We start from the raw sequence: 24,065 nt of genomic DNA, 5'->3' as shown, positions 1-24,065 counted from the left end.
TCCCCATGCTCAGTGCCCTGCTCGATATCGTCATCCCGGTGTTTGCGGTGGCGGGCCTCGGCGCCCTCTACGGGCGGCTGCGCGGGGGAGCCGAACTCGGTTACATCAACCGGGCCAACATAGAGCTCTTCACCCCGGCGCTGGTCTTCTCGGCGCTGGTGAAATACCCCCTGGATCTGGCGGCCCACCTGCCGCTGATCGCGGCCGGGGCCCTGGTGATCCTGCTGCCTGGCCTGCTGCTCTCCCTGCTCAGACTCAAGGGCATAGAGAGAGCGGCGCTGATCCTGCCCGCCATGTTTCGCAACACCGGCAACCTCGGCATCCCGCTGATGGTACTGGCCTTTGGCGAGCAGCAGCTCGGCGCCATCGTCATCCTCTTCGTGCTCTCCAACCTGCTCCACTTCTCGGTGGGCATGTTTATCCTCTCCGCGAGCAGCTCCCGCTGGGGCTGGCTGAAAAGCCCCGTGCTCTGGGCTGCCTTCGCCGGCTTGCTGGTGGCCAACCTGCAGATCCCGCTGCCGGACTACCTGGTGACCAGCGCCTCCCTGCTCGGCCAGATAGCGGTGCCCCTGATGCTGTTTGCCTTAGGCATCCGCCTGATGGAGGGGGAGCTGGGCCACCTGGGGCTCGCGCTCAAATGCAACCTGCTCTATCTGCTGGCAGGGGGCATCTCCCTTGGCATCGCCGTCTGGCTGCTGCCCCTGGATCCTGACTGGATACCGCTCCTGATGCTCTCGGTGGCGCTGCCCCCGGCGGTGCTCAACTACATGTTGTGCGAGCAGTACCAGTGCCAGCCCGACAAGGTGGCCAGCATAGTGCTCGGCGGCAATGCGCTCTCTGTGGTGGTGATCCCCCTGGCGGTCTGGTTGGCGCTGCATCTGGGGAGTTGACCCAGTTTTTTTCAAGGACGCCTGATGGCGTCCTTTTTATTGCTATCGCGAAAGTCCGATTACGCTTCGCTAATCGAACCTACTGCCCTGCTTATCAACTTTTTTACTTGGCCTAGTTCGGTTTTTAGTTAGTATTGATATATTTAGCTTTTACCCATAGGAACTTTGGTTTTCCCATTAAGCTGCTTCCCATAAGCTTTAACCATCAGGTCGGTAAGTTCTGGTATGTCAAAAACATGAATAAATGGTACTGATATGTGATTCTGGCTTTTTCTTATTACACCTGGCTGTACGCTTAATGAGGACTTCAGCCCAGGTTTGAAAATCTCAATAAAAAAGCCTTCAAAGATGAAGCAGTATGAAATTTGACCATAAAGGGATGGTTTTATTCTTGTAAAAGGTGAGACAATAAATTCCTTGAGATTAGTTAGGCTAAAACCACCTTGTGAGGTCCTATCAATTAATCTGGATAATTTAACGCTGATTTGACACGTTGGTATTTGAGAGTCACTTATTAGAGCTTGACGTAACTTTTCCTTTGCTAAAGGTTCGATATACACTCCTTTATACTGAGGATGACTTGAACATGCCATTCGCCAAAGTATAGAGATAAAATACATGTTCATTTTATGCAGGTTTATATTTGAAAAACGCACGCCATTCTCTGTGATGATGCAATCACCCACCTTTGCCCTTAATACCCCCAAACCATATTGTTCATATTTTTCATTCAGTAGTGTTTCACATTCCTTACATAGCTGTTTTTCTGCCCAGCTATCACTGCTGTACTGATTTATTCTTTCTTCATCATTTGAAATGGAAATTGTTTTTCCTGAGTATTTTCGAGATATTTTTTTGAAAACGGCATTCCCAATTGCGTGATATACTTGTAATTCAGATTTTCTTTTGCATAGCCTACAAATTTCTTTGCTGTTCATATCAAGTACCACACTCAATGATTATAGTCTTGGCTTTTCATTGTAATAATTATACGAAAGCCATTGTTATCAATAACTAGGATTTTTAAGATAGTAAAATTTGAGTCTTAAACATGTACTAACCCACCATAAACACCATCGCTTTACATGCCACCGTACTATAGTGGTATGAACATATGCAAGACCCTATATTAACCACATCTTCTGGCCATCTTCCATGTCAGTATCGTCAGCGGGGAGCTGTTGGTGGTGAACGATGTGCAATTAACCTCCATAGCGATGATACCAGCTATTGCCGGTCGGCCCCTTCAAAGTTCGTGACGGTAGTCCGTTTGATATGACGAATGGCTATTGGCAACCGTATGGGCTGATCGCTTCTTCCTTGATTGCATGTGTCAAAGCGCTTGGGCAAGACATCCTGACCGACTATGGCCACCAGAGTTTCAAGACCGACCAGAGCGGCAAGAAAGCTTCTATAGCCGGTTGTTACAACAGCGATGAAATTGAGTAGTGCGAGGTGCTGGATACCAATTTGACGACACTGTCGCAAGCTCTAGGCACCTAACCAGGCTTCTGGTTTGATAGATAATTTTAAATCAGGGAAGAGAGATAACAGGAGATAAAAACCGGGCGGCCACACCAAGTAATGCATGGCCGCCCGGTTTATTTATTGATGGCCGCTTGCTCGTGGCTGCTTTTGCGCAGTTGGGTATAGAGGCCAACCCCCGCCAGCAGGCCGGCGAGGGCCAGCAGCAGCCAGATGGCGGTGGCGGGGCGGCTGCCTGCATCCCCCAGCATAAAACCGATCAGCAGGTTGCCAAAGAGTGCCATGCAGCCCCCGGCGCTGGCATAGAAGCCGTAGTAGCTGGCGAGCTGGTCGGGGGGCGCGTAGCGGGGCAACTGGGCGGCAAAGAGCGGGAAGCAGAGGATGGAGCCCAAGGAGAGCAGGGCCACCTGCGCCAATACCCCCGCCGTCGGCCAGGGGGCCAGCAGCGGCAGGGCCAGATAGCTCAGGCCCATCAGCCCTATGCCGAGCCCCATGGCGAGCGGCACTCCCAGGCGGCGCTCCACCAGGCGCGATGCCGGCAGCTGGAGCATGACGCCGATCACCGCCGAGAGGGTGAAGACGCCGCCGAGCAGCTGGGTGGCGTCCGGCAGGCTCTGGATATGGGCAGGCAGGGCCAGATAGAGTTGGTGGAACAGAATCTGATAGCTGCCCGCCAGCAGGGTGAACATCATAAAGGGGCGCTGGCGCAAAATGGTGCCCCACTGGCGCAAAATGGCGCCGCGCGGGGTCTGGTTGCTCACCGGGCGTTTGGGCAGCACCCGATACTGCAACACCCCCAGCAGGGCGAACAGGCTAGCCGCCAGAATACCCGTCAGGGCATAGCTCTGCTGGGTCAAGGTGAGGCCGACCAGGGGGCCGAGCAGCATGCCCGCCTGGCTGGCGAGATTGTGCAGGGCGAAGGCGCGCTGACGCTGGCTCGGGGTGCCGCATTCGCTTGCCAGATAGGCCTGGGCACAGGGGGTGAAGAGGGCCCCGGCAAAGCCGGTCAGGGCCGCCGCCAGCAGCAGTATGGGTAGGGATTCGGCCCAGCCCAGCAGCAGGAAGCCGACCGATCGCACCAGGCAACCCCAGACGATGGCGGTGTGATAGCCGATGCGATCACCGAGCGTCCCCCCCAGCAGGAAAAGCCCCTGCTGGCTGAAGACCCGCATCCCCATGACTAGGCCGCAGGCCCAACCGGCGAGGCCAAGACCGCTGCCCATGTGCTGGGCGAGGAAGGGCAGCATCATGTAGAAGCCGAGGTTGAACGCCAGGCCATTGATGATGAGTAGGCGGGCGGCCGGGCTCATGCCCTGCCAGTCCCGCCAGTAGGAGGCGCCGTTCATCTTGCGCGCACCCGGGTGCCTGTTGCGGGCCAGGTCGAAGGCGGCGTTATGGGAAGTCTCGTCATCATGATCTTCGCAGGGTACGAAGGAAGGGGATGCCGCTCTGATCGTGGCTGATCTGCACCGGCACCTGATAAAGGCGCTCGATGAGATCGGCGTCGAGCACCTGGGCGGGGGGGCCGAAGGCTTGCAGATCGCCCCCTGCCAGCACGATCAGCTGATCGGCAAACTGGGCCGCCAGGTTGAGATCGTGCAGCACCACCAGGGTGATCCACTGCTGCTCCCGGGTCTGCTGGCAGAGGTGCTCCATCAGTTGCATCTGGTGATGCAGGTCGAGGGCGCTGACCGGCTCGTCCAGCATCATGATTCGGGGGTCGCGCAGCAGCACCTGGGCAAACAGCACCATCTGCCGCTGGCCGCCGCTTAAGGAGTAGAGGGGGCGATCCGCCAGATGGGCGATGCCAAGGGCCTGCAAGGCGCGGCCAGCCGCCAGTATGTCCTCGTCCGCCAGGCGCATGGAGAGGCTGTCTAGGCGCCCCAGCACCACCACTTCGATGACGCTCAAGTCCAGCTCCAGCTGGATATTCTGGGGCATGTAGCCAAATTGCTGGCGCCACCTGGCCTGGGTCATCTGGCGGGCACTCTGGCCCCCCAGGCGGATGTCGCCAGCGGCCGGGGTCAATTCCCCAAAGAGGGCGCGCAGCAGCGAGGTCTTGCCGGTCCCGTTCGGGCCGATGATCACATGGACCTGACCCGGGTTCAGGGTGAGGTCGAGCTCCCGCAGCAGGGTCTGCTGGCCGAGGGAGAGGGAGAGTCGGGATATTTCAAGCACGTTTACGCCCTCTGCCGAGGATCAGCCAGATGAAGAAGGGCACGCCAATGAGCGCAGTGACTATGCCGATGGGAAAGAGGGCGCCCGGAATGATGGACTTGGAGAGCACAGAGGCTGCCGACAGCATGCAGGCGCCGCACAGGGCGGAGAGCGGGATCAGGAAGCGCTGATCTTCCCCCACCAGCATGCGGGCGATGTGGGGGGCCACCAGGCCGACGAAGCCGATAATGCCGACGAAGCTGGTGGCGGTGGCGGTGAGCAGGGCGACCAGGATCAGGGTCTTCATGCGCAGCCTGTCCACGTTGACCCCCAGGCTGCGGGCCCTGGCTTCCCCCAGACGCAGGCTGGTGAGGGCCCAGGCGTCCCGGTAGATGAGCAGGGTGCAGATCAGGGTGACGGCGGCCGTGATGATCAGGGCATCCCAGGTGGTGCGCATCAGGCTGCCAAACAGCCAGAACATGATCTGCTGGTTGAGCTCGGGAGAGGAGAGAAACTGCAGCAGGGAGAGCAGGGACTGGAACAGGAACAGCAGGGCGATGCCCGCGAGGATCAGGGTCTGGCTGCTGATGTTGCGCATCATGGCCAGACCAAACAAGAGGCTGGCGGCAAACATGCACAGGATGAAGGCACCTGCCGGAATGGCAATCAGGGGAGGCAGCCCAAGACCGCCGGTATAGAGCGCCAGTGCGGCGCCAAGCCCGGCCGCGGCCGCGAGCCCCAGGGTGTAGGGGCTGGCCAGGGGGTTGTCCAGCAGGGTCTGCATCTGGACGCCGCCAAGGCCGAGGGAGGCGCCGACCACCAGGGCCATCAGGGCGATGGGCAGGCGCATGTCAAAGACTATGGTGCGAGTCATGGAATCCGCCTGGGCGGGGGAGAGCAGGGCATCGATCACTTCGCCAAGGGGCAGCAAGGAGGGGCCTGTGGCGATGTCGAGCACTAGCGTGATGCACAGCACCAGGGTGAGCAGCGCCAGCCAGTGCCAGCGACGGCGCTCCCGTTGTCGCTGGCGGGTGAGGGTCTGCTGCAGGGCAGCCAAATCATTCATGATAACCATCCTGAAACGGGCACTCTCAAGGAGCGCCCGCAAGGGGTGAAGAGGGATGACGAAGAGGGACTTTCCCGACTCGGGTCGGAAAAGTCCGGCCCGTCAGGTTCAACCTGCCATTACTTGATACCCAGCATAAAGGTGCCCTGGGGACGAATGGGCAGATAGCTGCGGTAGAAGCCCTGATAGGTGGCCAGGGGATCTAGATCCTCGAACAGGTCGGGGTAGAGCGCCTTGGCCATGAACTCGATGAGGGCGGCATCCATGATGCTGCGGGTGGCGCCGTGATAGACCGCATAGAGGCGACCCTGCTGCACGGCGGGCAACTCGCTCCAGCCCGGACGGGCGGCAAAGCCCTGCAGACGCTGGCGCACCGTCTCGGCCGAGACGTCCTGACCGACCTGCATCGCCTCTGCGCTGCTCACGCTCTCGTAGCCCGCCATCAGGATCACCTCGGGTTTGCTCGCCAGCAGTTGCTCAGGGTGGATGGGGCCCCAGCGTTCGACGAAGGGGGCCGCGACGTTGTCACCCCCGGCCAGCAGGGCCATGGCGCCCCACATGTCCTTGCCATAGGTGTAGCTGTACTCGGCCGGGCCCTTGTCCCCCAGCTCGATGTAGACCCGGGGCGGCTGGCGCTTCGCCTGGGCAACCCGGGAAGTGATGGTCTCAATTTTGGCCTTGTATTCGTCGGCCATCTTCTGGGCACGGGCCTCCTGGCCGGTCACCTTGCCAAGCAGCAGGGTGCTCGCCATGTGTCGGGCCAGGGTCTGGGCGTTGTAGTCCACCACCACCACCGGTATGCCTGCCTGTTCGAGGCGCGGCAGATCCGGGGCCAGGGCCTCGTATTGCCACTGGGCCAGGATCACCAGATCGGGTTTGACCGCCAGGGTCTTCTCGATGGAGAAGCTCTGATCCTGCACGTTGCCAAGGTCGGGCACCTTGGCCAGCTGCGGCAGGCTGGCCACATAGAGGGACCAGATGGCGGGGCGGGACTTGACGAACCAGCCACGGGACATGCCCACCAGGCGATCGGCGCCCCCTTCACCGGCCACGGCCAGGTAATCCTCGGGATAGAAACCGAGCACGATGCGGCTCGCAGGCAGGCTCAGGGAGACCTTGCGGCCCATCACATCTTCCACTTCAACGGGGGCGGCGGCCTGTGCCATCCAGCTCATCAGGGTGAGCTGACCAAGCAGCAGCAACTTTGCCAGGGGGTGTCGAAACATCTTGTGAAACCTCGGGGGGATAGGGCCTAAAAAAAGAAGTGAGAACTATTGCCATTCAAGAGGTAAAAAGCAATGGCCGTCTGCATGCTCCCTCCTCTTTTTTAGGGCCTGACCGTCTTGCCCCAGTCAGTCAGGATAAAATCCTGTTTCATTTGGCATCGTTTTCACTGTGACCATGGGATTTGCCTGCCGACGAGGGGGAATATTGGCTCGCCAACCTTGCGGCGATTTCTCCCGGCGTTTCTCCCCGCTTGCCGTTATTCCCCCAGCCTTGTACCGACCGGCTTGCCAAGGCCGCCGTGCCCCCATGGCCGCCCTCGGCCGCACCCTGCCAAGATGCGGATTGGTATTCCTGTGTCAGAGTCTGTCATCCCCTTGTGCGCCGAGACGACACAGAGGCGGCAGAACATATCGGCAGACCCGTCGCCCCGCCTTTTGGAGCGAAATAACCTGCCCATACGGGTATTGCTCGTCACCTGCATGCAACAATTTGTTGGCATTGTTAGCCAGCTCCCAGCGACTCCGCCGCTAAGGGGGCAGAGTAGGCGCGATCTTGGCCGCTGGCCGAGTTCGACAGTAACAAGGTGCTGCGGCCCGCCTTGCGCGGGGCGCCAATAACATAATCTGCCCATAAAAAAAGGAAACTGACCATGTCAGGAAGACACTCTCTGGTGGCGCTCGCGGTCGGGCTGGCGCTCTCAGGACAGGCACAGGCGCAACTGCTGATCAGCGAATACCTGGAAGGCTCTGGCAACAACAAGGCGGTGGAGCTGAGCAACCTCGGCTCGGATCCCGTCGATCTTTCCCAATACCGGCTGGCGCTCTATGCCAACGGCAAACCCCTCACCGATGCCCCCACCAACAGCCTGGCGCTGCAAGGCACCCTGGCCCCCGGGGCCAGTCTGGTGCTGGCCAATCCCTCCGCCAACGCCGAGATCCTGGCCAAGGCCAATCAGACCAGCGGCAACCTGGTGTTCAACGGCGACGACGCCCTGGTGCTCTATCGCGGCAGCGAGATAGTGGACAGCGTCGGCCAGGTCGGTGTGGATCCGGGCACGGCCTGGGTGTCCGGCAGCGTCTCGACCCTGGACATGACCCTGCGCCGCAAGGCCACCGTCAGCACGGGCCGGGTCGATGCGACCGGCCCCTTCGATCCTGCGCTGGAATACCTGGCTGCTCCGAAGGATGACGCCAGCGGTCTCGGCTGCAGCGGCGATGCCCCCTGCGATGGCAGCCAGCCGCCCGCCTTCGTCTGCCCGGTAGATACTCTTGTGCCGGTGCCCGCCATCCAGGGCCCGGGCAGCAGCAGCCCCCTGGTGCCGGCCGGCAAGTTCGAGTCCGAGCAGGCCTATGCCACCCGTGGCGTGGTGACCCAGGTGGTGAGCGGCCTCTACAAGGGCTTCTTCATTCAGGACGCGCAGGGGGACGGGGATCCTGCCACCTCAGACGGCCTCTTCATCCACAGCACCCAGACCAACGGCGCCCTGGTGCCGGGGGCCGAGGTGTGCGTCTCGGGCAAGGTCAAAGAGTATTTCAACCAGACCCAGCTCAGCGCCGATCAGCTGGTGGTGACCCAGCCGGCAGGGGCCTTGCTGCCAGCGGTGGATCTGGTGCCGGTGGGAGGCGAGAGCCTGAGCCAGCTGCTGGAGCGCCACGAGGGGATGCAGGTGCGGCTGGTGCCGGAGTCCAGCCTGGTGGTGACCCGCAACTTCAGCTTCGATTACGACGGCAAGCGCAACAACCTGGTGCTTTCTTATGGCGCGCCCCTCATCAAGTCGACCCAGAAGTTTACCGCCATGAGCCAGGAGGCGAGCGACTGGGCCCTTCGCAACCAGCAGAACCAGCTGGTGGTGGAGACGGACGCCAAGGCGCCGGACGGCGTGCTGCCCTGGTTCCCCGGCTTCAACGCCGAGGACGGTTATCTTCGCATCGGCGACAAGCTCAACGGGCTGGAGGGGGCGCTCGGCTACTCCTACAACCTGTTCCGGCTGGTGGCCAGCAACCGCATCGACGCAAGCCAGATCGATCACAGCGGTTGGGACAGGGTGCAGATGCCCGAGCTCGCCGAGGCGGGGGATCTGCGGGTCGCGAGCTTCAACGTGCTCAACTTCTTCACCACTGTCGTGGGGGGCGATGCCAACCCCACCGGCAGCAACAGGGGCGCCCTGACGGTGCCTGAGTTCGAGCTGCAGCGCACCAAGATCGTCAGCGCCATCACCCGTCTCAATGCCGACGTGGTGGGGCTGATGGAGATAGAGAACAACGGCTACGGCGACAACTCCGCCATCGCCAACCTGGTGGCGGCCCTCAACGCCGCCCAGCCGGACGAAGCGGATCACTACGCCTGGGTGGCGTCACCCGATGGCCAGCCCATCGGCACCGACGCCATCACGGTAGGGCTCATCTACCGGCCCGCCAGCGTGACCCCGCAAGGGGCCGCGAGCCTGATCGCGCTGCCGGTGCAGCAGGCCGAGGCGCAGGACGCCAGCGGCAAGCCGGTGAGCATCAACCAGGGGATGCGCGAGTCGCTGGTGCAGCGTTTCAGCTCCCCCAAGGGGGATGCGCCTTTGACCCTGGTGGTCAACCACCTCAAGTCCAAGGGCTCCGCCTGCTTCGAGGATTATCCCGACTACGCCAGCGCCGATCCCCTGGACGGCCAGGGTCACTGCAACGCGCTGCGGGTCTCCGCCGCCAAGGTGCTGGGGGAGACCCTCAAGGGGGTGAGCGGGGATCTGCTGCTCATCGGCGATCTGAACGCCTACGGCATGGAGGATCCCATCCGGGTGCTGACCGACTATGATCCGGCCGCCCAGGCGCGCCAGATCATGAGCGCTTCCTTCACCACCCTGGCGGGTCAGCCCTTCGAGGAGAGCGGCAGCGCCCTTGGCAAGGGGTATGGCCTGGTCAACCTCAACACCCGCTTCCACGGCACCGACACCTACTCCTACAGCTATGAAGGGGAGCTCGGCAACCTGGATCACGCCCTGGCAAGCCCTGGCCTCGCGGCCAAGGTGATCGGCATCGAGGATTGGCACATCAACTCCGCCGAGAGCAACTTCTTCGAGTACGGCAGCAAGTACAGCGGCCAGCTGGCGAAATCCGAGGGGCCCTTCAGCGCCTCGGATCACGATCCCGTGCTGGTAGCCATCCAGTATCCGCTGCCCCCCGCCGGCGTCTTGAGCCTGGAGAGCGCCGCCGCCAGCGTGGAGGAGGGCAAGACCCTGGCCTTGAGCGTGGCGCGCCGCGACGGCAGCCATGGGGAGGCCAGCGTCAGCTACCGCATCGCCTTTGGCAGCGCCGATGCCAGCGACGTGGCGCCCCTCACCGGTACCCTGCATTGGGCCACCGGCCAGAGCGACAGCCAGAGCATCAGCATCCCGGTGAAGAGCGACACCCTGCACGAGGGGGACGAGACCTTTACCCTGGAGCTCTATGATGCAAACGGCGCGACCCTGGGGGAGCAGCACCAGACCCTGGTGACCATCAAGGACAAGCTGGCGCCCTCCACCATCTCCCTGGCGCACGCCAGCCTGACGGTGAACGAGGGGCAGTGGTTTGCGGAGATCCCGGTAGTGCGCAGCGGCGATCTGAGCAAGCCGGCCCGTGCCACTCTGGGCCTTGAGGGGATCACCGCGCGCTGGGGGCTGGATTTCCTGCCCTGGTTCGGCCAGACGGTGAGCTGGGCCGCAGGCGAGGGGGGCAGCAAGTCGGTCAAGGTGCTGATCCTGGATGACTGGTTCGTGGAGTCCACCGAGCAGTTCAGCGTCAACCTCGAGAAGCTGAAAGGGGCCCAGCCGGGTACAGTGCAGCAGACCCGGGTCGACATTCAGGACAACGACAAGCCCTGGTGGCCCTTCGGCCGCCACTAAAGGTGAAAGCGAGATAGAAAGGGGCCTGCGGGCCCCTTTTTGTTGCGGACATGAAAAAGGCCCACCGATGTGGTGGGCCTTCTCCATGGCGGGGCGCTCCTAACGGAGTATCAACCCTGCGCGTTGCTCAGTACCAGCTTGCCATCCTTGACGGGGATGGTGGTGCCGGGTTTTTGTTCCATGCGCACTACCCCTTCCTGACCGGCGAGTCGGTAGGTGACGTCATAACCCAGGGTGCGGGTGCTGCTGTCCTGTACCGTCTTGCAGCGCTGTTCCGTGGTGGTGTAGGTGTCCCCCGCCTGCATGTTGCCCTGCACCTGGTTGCCGGCGTAGCCGCCTGCGACGGCCCCCGCGGCGGTGGCGACCTTCTTGCCGCTGCCGCCACCGAACTGGTGGCCCACCACGCCCCCCAGGGCCGCACCGACCACAGTTCCCAGGATCTTGTGCTCATCCTGCACCGGCTTGCGGTGGGTGACGGTGACGTTGCGGCACTCCTGGCGCGGCGTCTTGATGGTCTCGGTCACCGGCTTGCTGGCCAGCACCTCGGCAAACTGGGGCTCTGAGGTAAACAGGGATCCGCTGGCTGCCGCCGACAATGCCAGCGCAGAGGCAATACCGATCCCGACACCTGCCAACATGGATTTGTTCATCGCTCTTCTCCTCGTACTTGTACCCGTTGAGGGCTTGGGACCATTCTTGGCATTTTGCGCGTCAGGCTCAAGGCAAGCGCCTCGGGATCGCGACAGAGGCTGACTGCGCAAAAAACGACCGCGCCAAAATAGCGTCTGTGTTTGGCGACAAAGGGTGAGGATCAGTGGAAGTCACAGAGGCAGATCAGCCGGCGTGGGGTCCCACCAACCTAAGACGTTTTGCTAATACCTGCCCCCAGAGCCCCTTGATACCCTTGCATTTCGTACCAGAAAGCCGCCGCCGGCACGATGCCAGGGCGCGTTCACGGCTGCACCGCCGCTTTGTACCCCGACGAGGAAGGAACCCGATGACAAGCCAGAACATCTACGAGAGAGGCCTCGATAAAAATGGCGCCAATTTCGAGGCCCTGACCCCCTTGAGCTTCCTGGCCCGGGCGGCCAGTGTCTACCCCGACTACCCGGCCCTGATCCACGGCCCCCTGCGCCAGAGCTGGGCCCAGACCGAGCGCCGCTGTCGCCGGCTCGCCTCTGCCCTGCGCCGCCGCGGCATTGGCGAGGGGGATACGGTCTCCATCGTCGCCCCCAATGTGCCGGCCATGTTCGAGGCCCACTTCGGGGTGCCCATGAGCGGCGCCGTGCTCAACACCATCAACACCCGGCTCGATGCCGATGCCATGGCCTTCATCTTCCAGCATGCCCAGAGCAGGGTGGTGCTGGTGGACAGGGAGTTTGGCGCCGTGGTGCGCAAGGCGCTTTCTCTCATCGACAGCCAGCCTCTGGTGATCGCCATCGACGATCCCCTCTACCGGGAAGGGGAGCTGGTCGGCGAGTTGACCTACGAGGCCTTCGTCGCCACGGGGGATGAGCAGGAGCCCGGCTGGCTGCTGGCGGACGAGTGGCAGGCTATTTCCCTGAACTACACCTCGGGCACCACGGGCAACCCCAAGGGGGTGGTCTACCACCATCGCGGCGCCCACCTGAACGCGGTCAACAACGCGCTCTCCTGGGAGCTGCCCAAGCACCCCGTCTATCTGTGGACCCTGCCGATGTTCCACTGCAACGGCTGGTGTTTCCCCTGGACCCTGGCGGCGACCGCCGGGGTGAGCGTCTGCCTGCGCCACGTGCAGGCGGGCGCCATCTATGAGGCGCTGCACGAGCACAAGGTGAGCCATTTCTGCGCCGCCCCCATCGTCCTCAACATGCTGAACAACGCCGATCCGGCCCTGAAACTGGGGCTTGACCATCCCATCAAGGCGATGACGGCGGGGGCGGCGCCACCCGCCACCGTGATCGCCGGCATGGAGGCCATGGGGATCGCCGTGACCCATGTCTATGGCCTGACCGAAACCTATGGCCCCTGCGTGGTGTGCGAGCCCCAGCGAAGCTGGCAGGGGCAGGATGCCACGGCGCTCTCCCGGCTCAAGGCGCGCCAGGGGGTGGCCTCACCGCTGCAGGGGGAGATGCGGGTGGCCAACCCCGTCAGCGGCGAGCCTGTGCCCCGGGATGGCAAGACCCTGGGGGAGATCTTCCTGCGTGGCAACATCGTCATGAAGGGCTACCTCAAGAACCCGGCGGCGAGCGAAGAGGCGATGGCGGACGGCTGGTTTCGAAGCGGGGATCTGGCGGTCTGGCACCCGGACGGCTACGTGGAGATCAAGGACAGATCCAAGGACATCATCATCTCCGGCGGGGAGAACATCTCCAGCCTGGAGGTGGAGGACGTACTCTATCGCCACCCGGACGTGGACGAGGCCGCGGTGATCGCCATGCCGGACGAGAAGTGGGGGGAGGTGCCCTGCGCCTTTGTGAAGCTCAAGGAGGGTCGGGTGCTCAGTCAGGCGGAGCTGATTGCGTTCTGCCGCGAGCAGATGGCCCACTTCAAGGCCCCCAAGCGCATCATCTTCACCCCCCTGCCCAAGACCTCCACCGGCAAGGTGCAAAAGTTCATGTTGCGCAAGCAGCTGGAGTGACTCAGGTGAGGGCGTCATCCAATCAACGGGCCTGTGGGCCCGTTCTTTATCATCCAGAGAGCGCCTGCTGCGAAGCGTGCCTGGTGCAAGGTCGACCGTCCCTCTGCTTGACGGGGACGCGCTGGCGACCAGCTATCCTGGCGCCTCTCAGCGGGGCGGGTTGGCGCCCTTGATGCGCTTGTGCAGCGCCTGCCACAGGCCGGTGATGAAGTAGTAAAGTCCCCCTGCTTCACTGGCCTTGGTGTACTCCGCGAGGGGCTCTATCATGCCGCTCTTGAACTTGTCGAGCGCCTCTTTCTCGTTGGCTGCGTCGATATAATCCCCCACCACTTCGAAGCCCTGCTCCAGCAGCTGTGACTTTTCAGGCAAGAATGAGGGGGACGACATCGGCAAAAAGGTGACGCTGGCAGGATCCTGTCCCTGACGGAAGAACTGGTATTTGCTCATAGGGCCTCTGGGGGTGGATTGTGTCCCCACATTATCCATGGGAGCTTTGGCGCCGGACAGGCCCCATTTGCGACATCCAAAGGGGCCTCCATTCAGGTCGGCTTCAGTCAGCCTCTTGGCGGTTTCTCCTTGCCAAACAGCCTGGGTGCATGGAGCAACATGGTTCTAAAGAGGCCTATGGTGTCGGGGCCGCCATAGGGGCGGCTGGGATCGGCCATGTTGAGCTGATGGGATTCGGCCGCAGCGCGGGCATCAGGGGCCAGTATGGGTTCGCCTATGACCTCGAACCCCTGTGCCAGCAAAACGGCCTTGTCTGCCAGGAAGCTGGCCGACGCCATGTCGAGCAAGGTGAAGGCGGCGGGCGCCTCCGGGGTGGAGAAAACCTGAAATTTGTTCATCGCGCCTGGGGAGGTGAGGGTGGTGCGCCATTATCACCGCCGCCCCTGGGATGCGCGACTCCCTGTTCAGGGGGGCCGCCAGCCTGGGTATCTCCGATCCTGTCAGGGGTACAGCGTCCTTGACGCGCCCTGACAGTGGCAACTCCCGCGAAGAGGGCGCCAGCGCACGAAAAACGGGCCCCTGAGGGCCCGTTTTGTCGAGATGAGTTCAACGATTACTTGGTATGGCGCTCATACAGCCGCTGCACCACATCCTTCAAACCCAAGCCTTCGTTTTGCAGCAAGACGGTCAGGTGATAGAGCAGGTCAGCGGATTCGTTGATGAGCTCTTCCCTGTCTTTCGCCATGGCGGCCAGGGCCACTTCCACCCCCTCTTCACCCACCTTCTGGGCGATGCGCTTGGTGCCCTTGCCATAGAGGCTGGCGGTGTAGCTGGTGGCGGGGTCTGCCCCCTTGCGTGATGCCAGGATCTGCTCGAGCTCGGCGAGAAAACCGAGCGGCGGCAGCGGGTGGCCGTCGAAGCAGGAGGGGTTGCCAAGATGGCAGGTCGGGCCCACCGGGTCGGCGGCGATCAGCAGGGAGTCCTGATCGCAGTCGGTGGTGATGGCGACCAGTTTGAGCACATGACCCGAGCTTTCGCCCTTGGTCCAGAGGCGCTGCTTGCTGCGGCTGAAGAAGGTGACCTGGCCGGTGGCCTGGGTCTTTTCCAGGGCCTCGCGGGTCATGAAGCCCTGCATCAGCACCTCGCCGCTTAGCGAATGCTGGACGATGGCGGGGATCATGCCGTCACACTTGTCCCAGTCCAGGCGCTCGGCCAGGGGCAATGCATTGTCTACTGCTTGATTATTCACGGATGGCGACTCCTTCGTTTTTCAGCCAGCGTTTCAATTCGGGAATGGGGATAAGGCCCTTGTGGAACACGGACGCCGCCAGGGCGCCGTCCACGTCGGCCAGGGTGAAGGCATCGCGAAAGTGTTCCATGGCACCGGCGCCGCCGGAGGCAATCAGCGGCACCTTGCAGACGGCCCGCACCAGCCTGAGCTGCTCGAGATCATAGCCCTGGCGCATGCCGTCCTGGTTCATCACGTTCAGCACGATTTCGCCGGCGCCGCGCTTTTGCACCTCCTTGACCCACTCCAGGGTGGTCCAGCTGGTGGTGCGGGTACGGCTCTCGTCGCCGGTGAACTGTTTGACCTGATACTGGCCGCTCGGGGCATCGAAGTAGGAGTCGATGCCCACCACCACGCACTGCACGCCGAAACGCTCCGCCAGCCGGGTGATCAGGGTGGGATCGGCCAGGGCCGGGGAGTTGATGGAGACCTTGTCGGCTCCGAACTCCAGGATCTGGCGGGCATCCTCGACGCTCTTGATGCCGCCGGCGACGCAGAAGGGGATGTCGATGACCTCGGCCACCCGGCTCACCCAGCTCTTGTCCACCACCCGGGCGTCGCTCGAGGCGGTGATGTCATAGAACACCAGCTCGTCGGCACCCTCGGCGGCGTAGCGGCGGGCGAGATCGACGATGCCGCCCATCACCTCGTGGTTGCGAAACTGCACGCCCTTGACCACAACGCCATCTTTGACGTCGAGGCAGGGGATAATACGCTTTGACAACATGCTCATTGCTCCATGTAAAGCACAGTTAAAAAATCATCGTTCTGCCGGTGACGCAGGATCAGGCGGCGGACGGAAAAGCGGTTGGCATGCTTTCACTGCTGGATCCTGAGCGGGAAACGGCGCGCTCATCGGGCGGCGCGGCCCCGGGGGAACCAACACTATATGCATGACTTTATTCAGTGATTCAACCCTTTGTCTCCCTTCGGCTGGCCCGGGGGCGGCGAAGCGCCATCGGGGAGAGGGGGCATGACCTCAGTGGGGGGCTCATCTGCTTGCGCGCATTGGTGCAAGGTGAGCAGGGCGCCGTCAAAGTCAAAGCTCTTCAACTGCCTGGCCAGGGTCTCGCTGCGGGGCCCGAGCATGAGCCGCAGGGGGGCGGCATACTGCTCGAACAGCGGGATCACGGCGGTGTCGCTTTGCAGCAACAACGCCTCCATCTGCTGGCGCAGATCCCGTTGCCACTGGCTGCCAAGGGGGATGAGCTGCGGCGCCTGGACGGGTACCTCTTCCCCCAGCCGGTCGTGCAAGGCCGCCAGCTCCCCGGCAATGACCGTCATCAGGGCGGTCGGCTCGGGGCCATCCCCCGCGAGTGTCTGCTCCAGCTGCAGGCATTGGCGCGCGAGTTCCACCATGCCAAGGGTGCTCGCGACCCCGCGCAGGGTGTGAACCAGCCGGGTGGCGCTCGTGCTATCCCCGGTTTGCAGATGGTGGTGGAGCAGGACCATGTCCTGGCCATGCTCGTTGGCGAAGTGGCGCAGCAAGGCAAGGTATTTGTCCTGCTTGCCCTGCAGTGTTGCCAACCCCTGCTGCAGATCCAGCCCGGGGACGCCATGCAGGCGGGCGAGGGGGCCTGCCAGGGGGGCGCGGGACAGATCCTGCTCACCGGGCTCCACCATTCCCTTGCTCGGCAGCCAGCGCTGCAGCGCCTCAAACAGCTTGGCGGGGGTGACGGGCTTGGCGATGAAGTCGTTCATGCCGGCGGATTCACAGGCCTTCCTGTCCTCCTCGAAGGCGCTCGCCGTCAGGGCGAGGATGGGAAGCCGCGCCAGGCCGGGCAGGGCGCGGATGGCGCGGGTGGCGTCGTAGCCATCCATCACCGGCATCTGTATGTCCATCAGGATGAGATCGTAGGGATGCTGGCGGACAAGGGCCAGCGCCTCCTGACCATTGACGGCGGTCTCGATGACGAGGCCGCTGTTGCAAAGCAGCTCCAGCACCACCTCCCGGTTGATGGCGTTGTCCTCCACCAGCAGCACCCGGGCAGTGTGGGGGAAGACGGTCTGCGCCAGGCTCTGCTGCGGCGGGAGCGGGTGGGGCGCCTCTCCCTGACCCGCCGAGAGGGCGGCGGTGAACCAGAAGCAGCTCCCCTGGCCGAGGGTGCTGTTGACGCCGGCCTCTCCCCCCATCAGGGTGGCGAGCCGGCTGGTGATCGCAAGCCCGAGGCCAGTGCCGCCGTATTTGCGGGTGGTGGAGACGTCGGCCTGCTCGAAGGCCTGGAACAGCTTCTCGCACTGCTCCGGGCTGATGCCGATGCCGGTGTCTTCCACCTCGAAGCGCAGCAGGTAGCCGTCGGCAAGCGGACGAGCCACCCGTACCCGCAGGGTGACCGCACCTTGCTCGGTAAACTTGATGGCATTGGCGGCGTAGTTGAGCAGTGCCTGGCGCAGGCGGGTGATGTCGCCATGGACCCAGGTGGGCGAGTCTCCCATGTCGACCATGAGGGAGAGGCCCTTGGCGCGGGCCTGCTCGCTCATCAGGGCGCTGACGTTGTCCAGCATGGCGGTGAGGGAGAAGTCGCTCTGCTCCAGCGCCATCTTGCCCGCATCTATCTTGGAGAGATCCAGGATGTCATTGATGATGGTGAGCAGGTGCTGGGCGGCATTGTCGATCTTCTCCAGCCGCTCGTGCTGGGTGCTGTCCGGGGTGTCGCGCTTGAGCAGATAGGTGAGCCCCAGGATGGCGTTCATGGGCGTGCGGATCTCGTGGCTCATGTTGGCCAGGAAGGCGCTCTTGGCACGGTTGGCACTCTCGGCGCGCTGGTGGGCCTGGGCCAGTTGCAGGGTGCGCTCATCGACCATCTCTTCCAGGTGGTAACGGTACTGATCCAGCTCCTCGCCGAGCTGTTTCTTCTCGGTGATGTCGGCCTGTACCGCCACATAGTGGGTCACCAGCCCGTTCTCCTGGCGAATGGGGGAGATGGCCGCCAGCACCTGATAGTGTGAGCCGTCCTTGCGCCGGTTGACGAACTCGCCGTGCCAGCGCTGGCCACGCTTGATGGCGTCCCACAGGGCGACATAGGTGGCTCTGGGGGTGAGGCCGGAGCGCAGCAGGGAGGGGGTCTGGCCGATGATCTCCTCCTGCTGGTAGCCGCTGATGGTCAGGAAGGCCGCGTTGACATATTCGATGCGGGCCCGAGTGTCCGTGATGAAGACGCCGTCCGGGCTCTGCTCCAGTGCCAGGGAGAGCTGCCTCAGCTGTTGCTCGGCCTGCTTGCGCTCCGTGATGTCAAGATGGATGCCGAGCAGACGCAGGGGGCGCTGCCAGGCATCCCGATAGACGCTGCCCTTGCTCACCAGCCAGCATAGGTCGCCGTTTGGCAGCAGGATCCTGAACTCGATTTCGAAGGGCTTGTCGCTGACCGAGAGCTCGGCCAGCAAGGCGTCGATACGGGGCTTGTCGTCCGGGTGCAGGCAGGCCTGCCAGGCGTGAAAGGTGGTAAGTTGCCCGGCGTCGCGGCCATAGAGGCGGGCGCATTCCGGGGAGAAGAAGAGGTGATCATTGACCATGTCCCACTCCCAGATCCCGACGTGGGCGCCCTCCTGAGCCATCAGCAGCCGCTGCTCGCTCTCGCGCAGGGCGCTGCTGATGGATTCGGCCCGTACCCGGGCACTGATGGCATCGTCCATCAGGTTCAGTGCCGCCAGGCGGGCGCGGCGCTGGGTATCGAGCGCCGCCTGCTGATTGTGCAGCAACTGCTGCTCGGCCAGCTTGCGCTCCGTGATGTCCTGCACAGTGCCATAGAGCTCGACGACATGGCCGTTTCCGTCCCGCAAGGCAGCCCCACGGGCGATGACCCAGACCGGGTGTCCCTGCTCGTTGATGACGCCGGCATCACATTCATAGGGCAGCCCATCGCGCAGACAGTGCTCGACGGCCTGGGCTATGGTGTGCCAGCCCTCCTGGGTGAAGTACTTTTTCACCTCGGGATAGACGGCAGGGGGGAGGGCGGGATCACGGCCATAGATGCGGTAGATCTCCGGTGACCAGAAGTGGTTGCCGTCGCTGACACGCCAGCGCCAGTTGCCGATCTTGGCCAGTCGCTGGGATTCCCGCAGGATCCCCTCGTTGCGGCGCAGGGCCTCCTCCGTCTCCTTGTTCTGCTGATTGTCCTCGATGATGGAGATGAAGTAATCGGGCTCCCCCTCGCTATCCCTCACCAGGGCCACCGTCAGTGTCGTCCAGATGGCCTCGCCCCCCTTGTGCAGATAGCGCTTCTCCAGGGTGTAGTGGGGCAGCTCGCCCGCCAGCATCCGGTCGACGTAGTGCTGATCGATGAAGAGATCGTCCGGGTGGGTGATCTGCTGGAAGCTCATGCCCATGAGCTCACCGGCGCGATAGCCCAGCATGTCGCATAGCCGCCGATTGACCCGCAGCCAACCACCATCGGGGGCGACCAGGGCGATGCCGACCGCCGCCTGCTCGAAGGTGGCCTGGAAGCGGTTCTCGCTCTGTTGCAGGCGGGACTGGGTGTTCATCAGCTCCTGCCAGCGCTGGATCTCCCGGGCGCGGGAGCTGTGGATGGCGGCACTGAGGAGGCTGACGAGCACGCCGTTGGCAACCAAGAGCCCCCACTGCACCAGATCCTGGCCGGTCGCCACGGTCAGCTCATGGATCGGGGGCAGCAGGAAGTAGGTGGTGACCAGGGCGCTGATCAGGGTGCAGAGCAGGCCTGGCAGCAAGCCCCCCAGCAGGGCACAGAGGATGATGGGCAGCATGAAGAGCACCAGCAACGGCCGCTCGCCAAAGGCGATGGGCAGCTGGACCCGGATCTGCAGCATCAGGACGGGCAGCAGCAGGGCCAGCAGGCAGACGCCCCAGCGCTGGGTGGCTGGGCGGACGTGCCACAGTTGCGGTCGGTGCATCATGGGTGCTCCTCCGGCGGCATGGGGGCCTGGGGGTAGGGCGGCGGCAGCCCGAGCTGGTGTGAGAGCGCATTGATCTGGTGCTTGAGGGTCAGCATGGCGAGCTCCCTGTCCACCATCACCTTGTTGAAACGCTCCAGCTCCTCGTTTTGCTGGCGCAGCTCCATGGCCTGGCGGGTCAGGGCCTGCTCGACCTGCTCCCGCTCGGTGACATCGAGCAAGAGCCCGAGCACGGCGGGCTGGCCGCGATAGTCGACGCGCCGCCCGTACAGCTCCACCTCCAGGGGCTGGTTGTCGTGGTGCAGGGCGCTGAAGCGGGCATGGATGTCGCCACCCTCCTGCTCGCATCGCTGCACCAGCTCGGCCACCCGGTCGCTGTCCTTCGGGCTTGCCAGGGCGTGCAGGGGACCGACGCCGAGCAGGACGCCGGGGGAGTCGTAGCCAAACAGGTGGGCAAAACAGGGGTTGATGTAGCAGAGCCTGCCCTGCTGGATGATGTAGATGCCGGCGAGGGATTGCTCCACCAGGGCGCGAAACAGTCCCTCCCGTTCTCGCAAATCAGCCTCGGTACGCTTGAAGTCCGTGATGTCGCGGGAAATGCCGAAGATGCCGATCACCTCACCATCGTTGTCCTGCAGCGGACCCTTGGTGGCGAGGAACACCCGATCGCCACCTGGCAGGGTCAGGTACTCCTCCTCGGTTTGCACCCGGTTGTTCTCGATCACCCGGCGGCCTGCCTCCATCAGCATCCGGGCCTGATCGGGGGGGAAGATGGCCAGGTCATCCTGACCCAGCATCTCGGCGGCGGGTCTGCCCACGAACTGGCTGGCGGCGCGGTTGAACAGTATGTATTTGCCCTCCCTGTCCTTGGCGAAGATGGCATCTTCCGAGCTGTCGGCGATGGCGGAGAGCAGTTGCAACGCCTGCAGCCGCTGTGCCTGGGAGTGGCGCACCTGCTCTGCCATCAACAGCCGGGTGTGCTGGCGCAGCAAGATGATGCCGGCGTTGGTGACGAAGAGCACCAGCAGGGCGATGAGGCCAATCCAGATGCTCTCCTTGAAGCTGGCCTGGTTGAGCTCGGCCTTGTCTATCTTGGTCAGCAGGTACCAATCCGTGTCCGCAACCGGATAGACGACGCCAAAGGCCGCGATGTCGCGATAATCCATGCCGGACAGCACCCTTGACCTTCGCTGCCCGCCGTCCAGCCGCAGATACTGGGCCGCCAGCAGGGTGTCGTGATGAAGTGGAAGGTGCAGGCGCAGGGCCGAGTCGGGGCGATAGCGCGGGTCGTTCAGATACTGCACCTGATCTGCGCGCTGGCGAAACAGCATGGCTTCCCCGCTGCTGTCGGGGATGGGCCAGGGTGCGAGGATCTGGTTTATCCAGTGACTGCCGCTTATCTGCAGCACCATGACGGGGGCTGGCCCCGCCGCCTTGGTCAGGGGGGCCAGGAAGTCGAGCCTGGGTTGACCTCGCTCATCCAGATAGGGGCCGACCCTGAGCACCTTGCCCGCCTCCACCCGGGTCAGGGCATCGCGCAGGGTGGCATTCATGATGCCGGCCCCCGGGGTCTGCCACAGGGCCTGGCCGGCGGGGTCGAAGAGGGCCGCGCCATCGAATCCCCGCCCCGAGATGAACTCGACCAGATGTGTCAGTTGCTGTGCCTGTTCATCGGAGGGTCTCTGAGGCTCGGCGGGAGAGAGTGCCCCGTCGCGGGAGTTGCCGACGATCTGGCGCAGATCCTGCTCCCGGTTGCCCAGCCACTCGGTGATGCGCCTGCTCTTGAGATCGGCGATGGTCTCGAGGCGTGCCACCTCCTTGTCCCGGGTCAGGCCGATGTTCTGGGCGATGGCCATGGCGGTCAGGGCCAGAATGAGACCGTTTAGCAGCAGGATGGGCAGCCACTGACGCCCGGAGAGGCGGGGGCTGGCGGTGGTCTGATTGATGCGACGGCGCAGCATGGCATAGAGCATGAGCGCGGTAATGAGGATAAACAGCCACCCCTTGATGGTGCTGGCCAGGGCGAACTGGGCCGGGGTGTGGAAGAGCCACTCCACCGCCTTGTCCGAGAGCAAGATCCACAGGCTCGCCACCGCGGCATAGGTGAGCACCACGTTGAGCACCTGGGCCCGGGTCAGGGGAGGCTGCTCAGCCATGGATTGCCTCGGCGACATCCTGGTAACGTTTGGCGATGAGGACGAACTGCTCGAAATGGCTGTCGAAGGCTGCCACCACGTCCGGGTCAAAGTGTTGACCGCTGCCGGAGAGGATCAGGGCGCGGGCCTCGTCATAGGACATGGCCGGTTTGTAGACCCGGGCGCTGATGAGGGCGTCAAACACATCCGCCAGCGCCATCAACCTGGCCGAGAGGGGAATGGCATCGCCGCAGAGGCCGTCCGGGTAGCCGCTGCCGTCCCACTTCTCGTGGTGCCAGTGGGCTATCTCCTTGGCCAGGGTGAGGAAGGCCAATGGCTGCTCCATATCCCGCTCGGCCTCCTCGATGGCGTCACTACCGAGCTTGGCGTGGGTGCGCATGATCTGCCACTCCTCCGGGATCAGCTTGCCCGGTTTGAGCAGGATATGATCGGGAATGCCGACCTTGCCGATGTCGTGCAAGGGGGCGGAGCGGCTCAGCAGATCGATGTAACCCGGCGACAGGGTCCCGGCAAAGCGGGGGTGACCGGCAAGGGCGCTCGCCAGCAACCGCACGTAGCCCTGGGTGCGCAGGATGTGATTGCCGGTCTCGGGATCGCGGATCTCCGCCAGATGGGCCAGCGCCCGGATGGAGACCTGCTGGATCAGATCGTTTTCGGCCATCCGGCGAGCGACCTCGGCCTCCAGGGCCGCATTCTGATCGTGCAGACCATCCCGGGCCTGTTTGGCCTCCAGCTGGGTGCGTACCCGCGCCTGGACGATGACGGGCTTGATGGGCTTGGTGATATAGTCGGCGGCCCCGAGGGACAGGCCCTGCTCTTCGCTCTGGGGATCGGCGAGGGCGGTGAGCAGTACCACTGGGATGCGGTGGGTGTCGGGGTTGGTGCGAAGTTGCTTGAGTACCTGATAGCCGTCCATGCCGGGCATCATCACATCCAGCAGAATGAGATCGGGTTTCGTCTTGCCACTGGCGATGCGCAGGCACTTCTCCCCGCTCTGGGCGGCGAGTACCCGGTAACTGGGTGAGAGCAGCTCGGTCAGCACCATCAGGTTCTCGGGAGAGTCATCGACGATGAGGATGGTGGCACAGTGAGATCTGAACATAAGCCTTCCGTGACATTATCTCGATGAGTCCGAGTATAGAGCCAATTGTTCCCAGATTATAAGGGCTTGCCGCTGCACCCTCAGAAGATAGAGGTGCCTGTTCCGGCGCTGATGGCCGGACAGGCACCTTGGGGAGCCGCGGGTGATCCCGTGGTCACTCACCCCAGCAGGCGATGGCCTGCTGTACGTCGAACTTGCCCTCCAGCAGGGCGCGGCCGAGGATGACTCCCTTGACGCCTGTGTCCTTGAGCGCCTCTATGTCCGCCAGGCCGCCGATGCCGCCGGAGGCCTGAAACGCCACGCTGGGGTAGCGGGCACAGAGATCCCGGTAGAGCTCGACGTTGCTGCCCGAGAGCGTCCCGTCCCGGCTGATGTCGGTGCAGAGCACGTGCTTGAGTCCGGCGGGGAGGAAGCGCTCGATCAGCGCCTCCAGGCTCACACCGCTGTTCTCCTGCCAGCCTGCCACCGCGATCTGGCGATTCCCCTCTGCATCTATATTGACATCCAGCGCCAGCACGATGCGCTCGGGGCCATATTTCTCCATCCAGCTAGCCACCAGATCCGGGGACTTGACGGCGGTGGAGCCGACCACCACCCGGTTGGCGCCGGCGGCCAGCAGATCCGCCACATCTTGCTCGCTGCGCACGCCGCCGCCCACCTGCACCGGCGCCCTGGTGGCCGCCAGCAGGGTGGTGATGAGGGCGAGCTGGCGCGCTTTTGCATCCTTGGCGCCGTCCAGATCCACCAGGTGCAGCTGCTCTGCCCCCTGGGCGACATAGTCGTCGAAGCGGGCCTGGGGGCTGCTGCTGTATGCGGTCTTCTGGCCGTAGTCCCCCTGATAGAGTCGGACTACCTGACCGTTAATCAAATCAATGGCGGGAATGATCATC

18 protein-coding genes are annotated in these 24,065 nt (G+C 63.2%); 4 read left to right on the top strand and 14 right to left on the bottom strand.

Annotated features, from left to right (window positions below):
* The first annotated feature begins 5 nt into the window (after nucleotides 1–5).
* Entirely contained in the window at nucleotides 6–890 is an 885-nt protein-coding gene (locus tag AC3WR3_RS18095) for an AEC family transporter (protein WP_492292701.1), read from the top strand.
* A gap of 143 nt (nucleotides 891–1,033) precedes the next feature.
* On the opposite strand, the gene AC3WR3_RS18090 is transcribed toward AC3WR3_RS18095, so the two are convergent.
* Nucleotides 1,034–1,828, bottom strand: coding sequence for a hypothetical protein (locus tag AC3WR3_RS18090; RefSeq protein ID WP_492292699.1), 795 nt, complete (start codon nucleotides 1,826–1,828; stop codon nucleotides 1,034–1,036).
* Between the two features lie 337 nt (nucleotides 1,829–2,165).
* Here AC3WR3_RS18090 and AC3WR3_RS18085 point away from each other — a divergent pair, with 337 nt between their 5' ends.
* Nucleotides 2,166–2,339: a hypothetical protein gene (locus tag AC3WR3_RS18085; RefSeq protein WP_492292697.1), complete on the top strand. Its 174-nt coding sequence runs from the start codon at nucleotides 2,166–2,168 to the stop codon at nucleotides 2,337–2,339.
* Between the two features lie 152 nt (nucleotides 2,340–2,491).
* Here the strand turns inward: AC3WR3_RS18085 and AC3WR3_RS18080 are convergent, their stop codons facing one another.
* The 4 genes from AC3WR3_RS18080 to AC3WR3_RS18065 all read right to left on the bottom strand — a co-directional run bounded on the left by AC3WR3_RS18080 (nucleotide 2,492) and on the right by AC3WR3_RS18065 (nucleotide 6,824).
* Nucleotides 2,492–3,721: an MFS transporter gene (locus tag AC3WR3_RS18080; protein WP_492292695.1), complete on the bottom strand. Its 1,230-nt coding sequence runs from the start codon at nucleotides 3,719–3,721 to the stop codon at nucleotides 2,492–2,494.
* A 64-nt stretch (nucleotides 3,722–3,785) separates the two neighbouring features.
* Nucleotides 3,786–4,553, bottom strand: coding sequence for an ABC transporter ATP-binding protein (locus tag AC3WR3_RS18075; RefSeq protein WP_492292693.1), 768 nt, complete (start codon nucleotides 4,551–4,553; stop codon nucleotides 3,786–3,788).
* A complete protein-coding gene (locus AC3WR3_RS18070; protein WP_139746157.1) occupies nucleotides 4,546–5,598 on the bottom strand; it encodes a FecCD family ABC transporter permease in 1,053 nt (350 codons plus the stop codon). The genes AC3WR3_RS18075 and AC3WR3_RS18070 overlap by 8 nt, the downstream gene beginning before the upstream one ends.
* A 119-nt stretch (nucleotides 5,599–5,717) precedes the next feature.
* A complete protein-coding gene (locus AC3WR3_RS18065; protein WP_492292690.1) occupies nucleotides 5,718–6,824 on the bottom strand; it encodes an ABC transporter substrate-binding protein in 1,107 nt (368 codons plus the stop codon).
* Nucleotides 6,825–7,474: 650 nt separating this feature from the next.
* Here AC3WR3_RS18065 and AC3WR3_RS18060 point away from each other — a divergent pair.
* Complete coding sequence (locus tag AC3WR3_RS18060; RefSeq protein WP_492292688.1) at nucleotides 7,475–10,693, top strand: ExeM/NucH family extracellular endonuclease; 3,219 nt, start codon at nucleotides 7,475–7,477, stop codon at nucleotides 10,691–10,693.
* Between the two features lie 110 nt (nucleotides 10,694–10,803).
* On the opposite strand, the gene AC3WR3_RS18055 is transcribed toward AC3WR3_RS18060, so the two are convergent.
* The gene (locus tag AC3WR3_RS18055; protein ID WP_139434607.1) at nucleotides 10,804–11,343 is read right to left on the bottom strand and encodes a glycine zipper 2TM domain-containing protein; all 540 of its coding nucleotides are present in this window, start codon (nucleotides 11,341–11,343) and stop codon (nucleotides 10,804–10,806) included.
* Nucleotides 11,344–11,690: 347 nt separating this feature from the next.
* On the opposite strand from AC3WR3_RS18055, the gene AC3WR3_RS18050 reads away from it, so the two are divergent.
* Nucleotides 11,691–13,313 (top strand): acyl-CoA synthetase, encoded by a 1,623-nt coding sequence (locus AC3WR3_RS18050; RefSeq protein ID WP_492292686.1) that lies wholly within the window; start codon nucleotides 11,691–11,693, stop codon nucleotides 13,311–13,313.
* Nucleotides 13,314–13,460: 147 nt separating this feature from the next.
* On the opposite strand, the gene AC3WR3_RS18045 is transcribed toward AC3WR3_RS18050, so the two are convergent.
* The 8 genes from AC3WR3_RS18045 to hisA form a co-directional block, all read right to left on the bottom strand.
* A complete protein-coding gene (locus AC3WR3_RS18045) occupies nucleotides 13,461–13,760 on the bottom strand; it encodes a hypothetical protein (protein ID WP_492292684.1) in 300 nt (99 codons plus the stop codon).
* 107 nt (nucleotides 13,761–13,867) lie between these two features.
* Nucleotides 13,868–14,158: a hypothetical protein gene (locus tag AC3WR3_RS18040; RefSeq protein ID WP_492292682.1), complete on the bottom strand. Its 291-nt coding sequence runs from the start codon at nucleotides 14,156–14,158 to the stop codon at nucleotides 13,868–13,870.
* Nucleotides 14,159–14,373: 215 nt separating this feature from the next.
* Nucleotides 14,374–15,009: a bifunctional phosphoribosyl-AMP cyclohydrolase/phosphoribosyl-ATP diphosphatase HisIE gene (gene hisIE / locus AC3WR3_RS18035; protein WP_319917559.1), complete on the bottom strand. Its 636-nt coding sequence runs from the start codon at nucleotides 15,007–15,009 to the stop codon at nucleotides 14,374–14,376.
* On the bottom strand, nucleotides 15,002–15,775 hold the full coding sequence (gene hisF / locus AC3WR3_RS18030) for an imidazole glycerol phosphate synthase subunit HisF (protein WP_139434599.1): 774 nt from the start codon (nucleotides 15,773–15,775) through the stop codon (nucleotides 15,002–15,004). The genes hisIE and hisF overlap by 8 nt, the downstream gene beginning before the upstream one ends.
* A gap of 176 nt (nucleotides 15,776–15,951) precedes the next feature.
* Nucleotides 15,952–19,920: a PAS domain S-box protein gene (locus AC3WR3_RS18025; protein WP_492292679.1), complete on the bottom strand. Its 3,969-nt coding sequence runs from the start codon at nucleotides 19,918–19,920 to the stop codon at nucleotides 15,952–15,954.
* Nucleotides 19,917–22,073 carry a PAS domain-containing protein gene (locus AC3WR3_RS18020; RefSeq protein WP_492292677.1) on the bottom strand — a complete coding sequence of 719 codons (2,157 nt, stop codon included), beginning with the start codon at nucleotides 22,071–22,073 and terminating at the stop codon, nucleotides 19,917–19,919. The genes AC3WR3_RS18025 and AC3WR3_RS18020 overlap by 4 nt, the downstream gene beginning before the upstream one ends.
* Nucleotides 22,066–23,175, bottom strand: a complete 1,110-nt coding sequence (locus tag AC3WR3_RS18015; protein WP_492292675.1) for a response regulator — start codon at nucleotides 23,173–23,175, stop codon at nucleotides 22,066–22,068. The genes AC3WR3_RS18020 and AC3WR3_RS18015 overlap by 8 nt, the downstream gene beginning before the upstream one ends.
* Nucleotides 23,176–23,329: 154 nt before the next feature.
* Nucleotides 23,330–24,064, bottom strand: coding sequence for a 1-(5-phosphoribosyl)-5-[(5-phosphoribosylamino)methylideneamino]imidazole-4-carboxamide isomerase (gene hisA / locus AC3WR3_RS18010; RefSeq protein WP_404838448.1), 735 nt, complete (start codon nucleotides 24,062–24,064; stop codon nucleotides 23,330–23,332).
* Between the last annotated feature and the right edge of the window lies 1 nt (nucleotide 24,065).

Source organism: Aeromonas sp. EU05-FHT14A05 (genome assembly GCF_058791175.1).
Note: the sequence above shows the minus strand (reverse complement) of the source record. Positions and strands in the feature narration are given on the sequence as shown.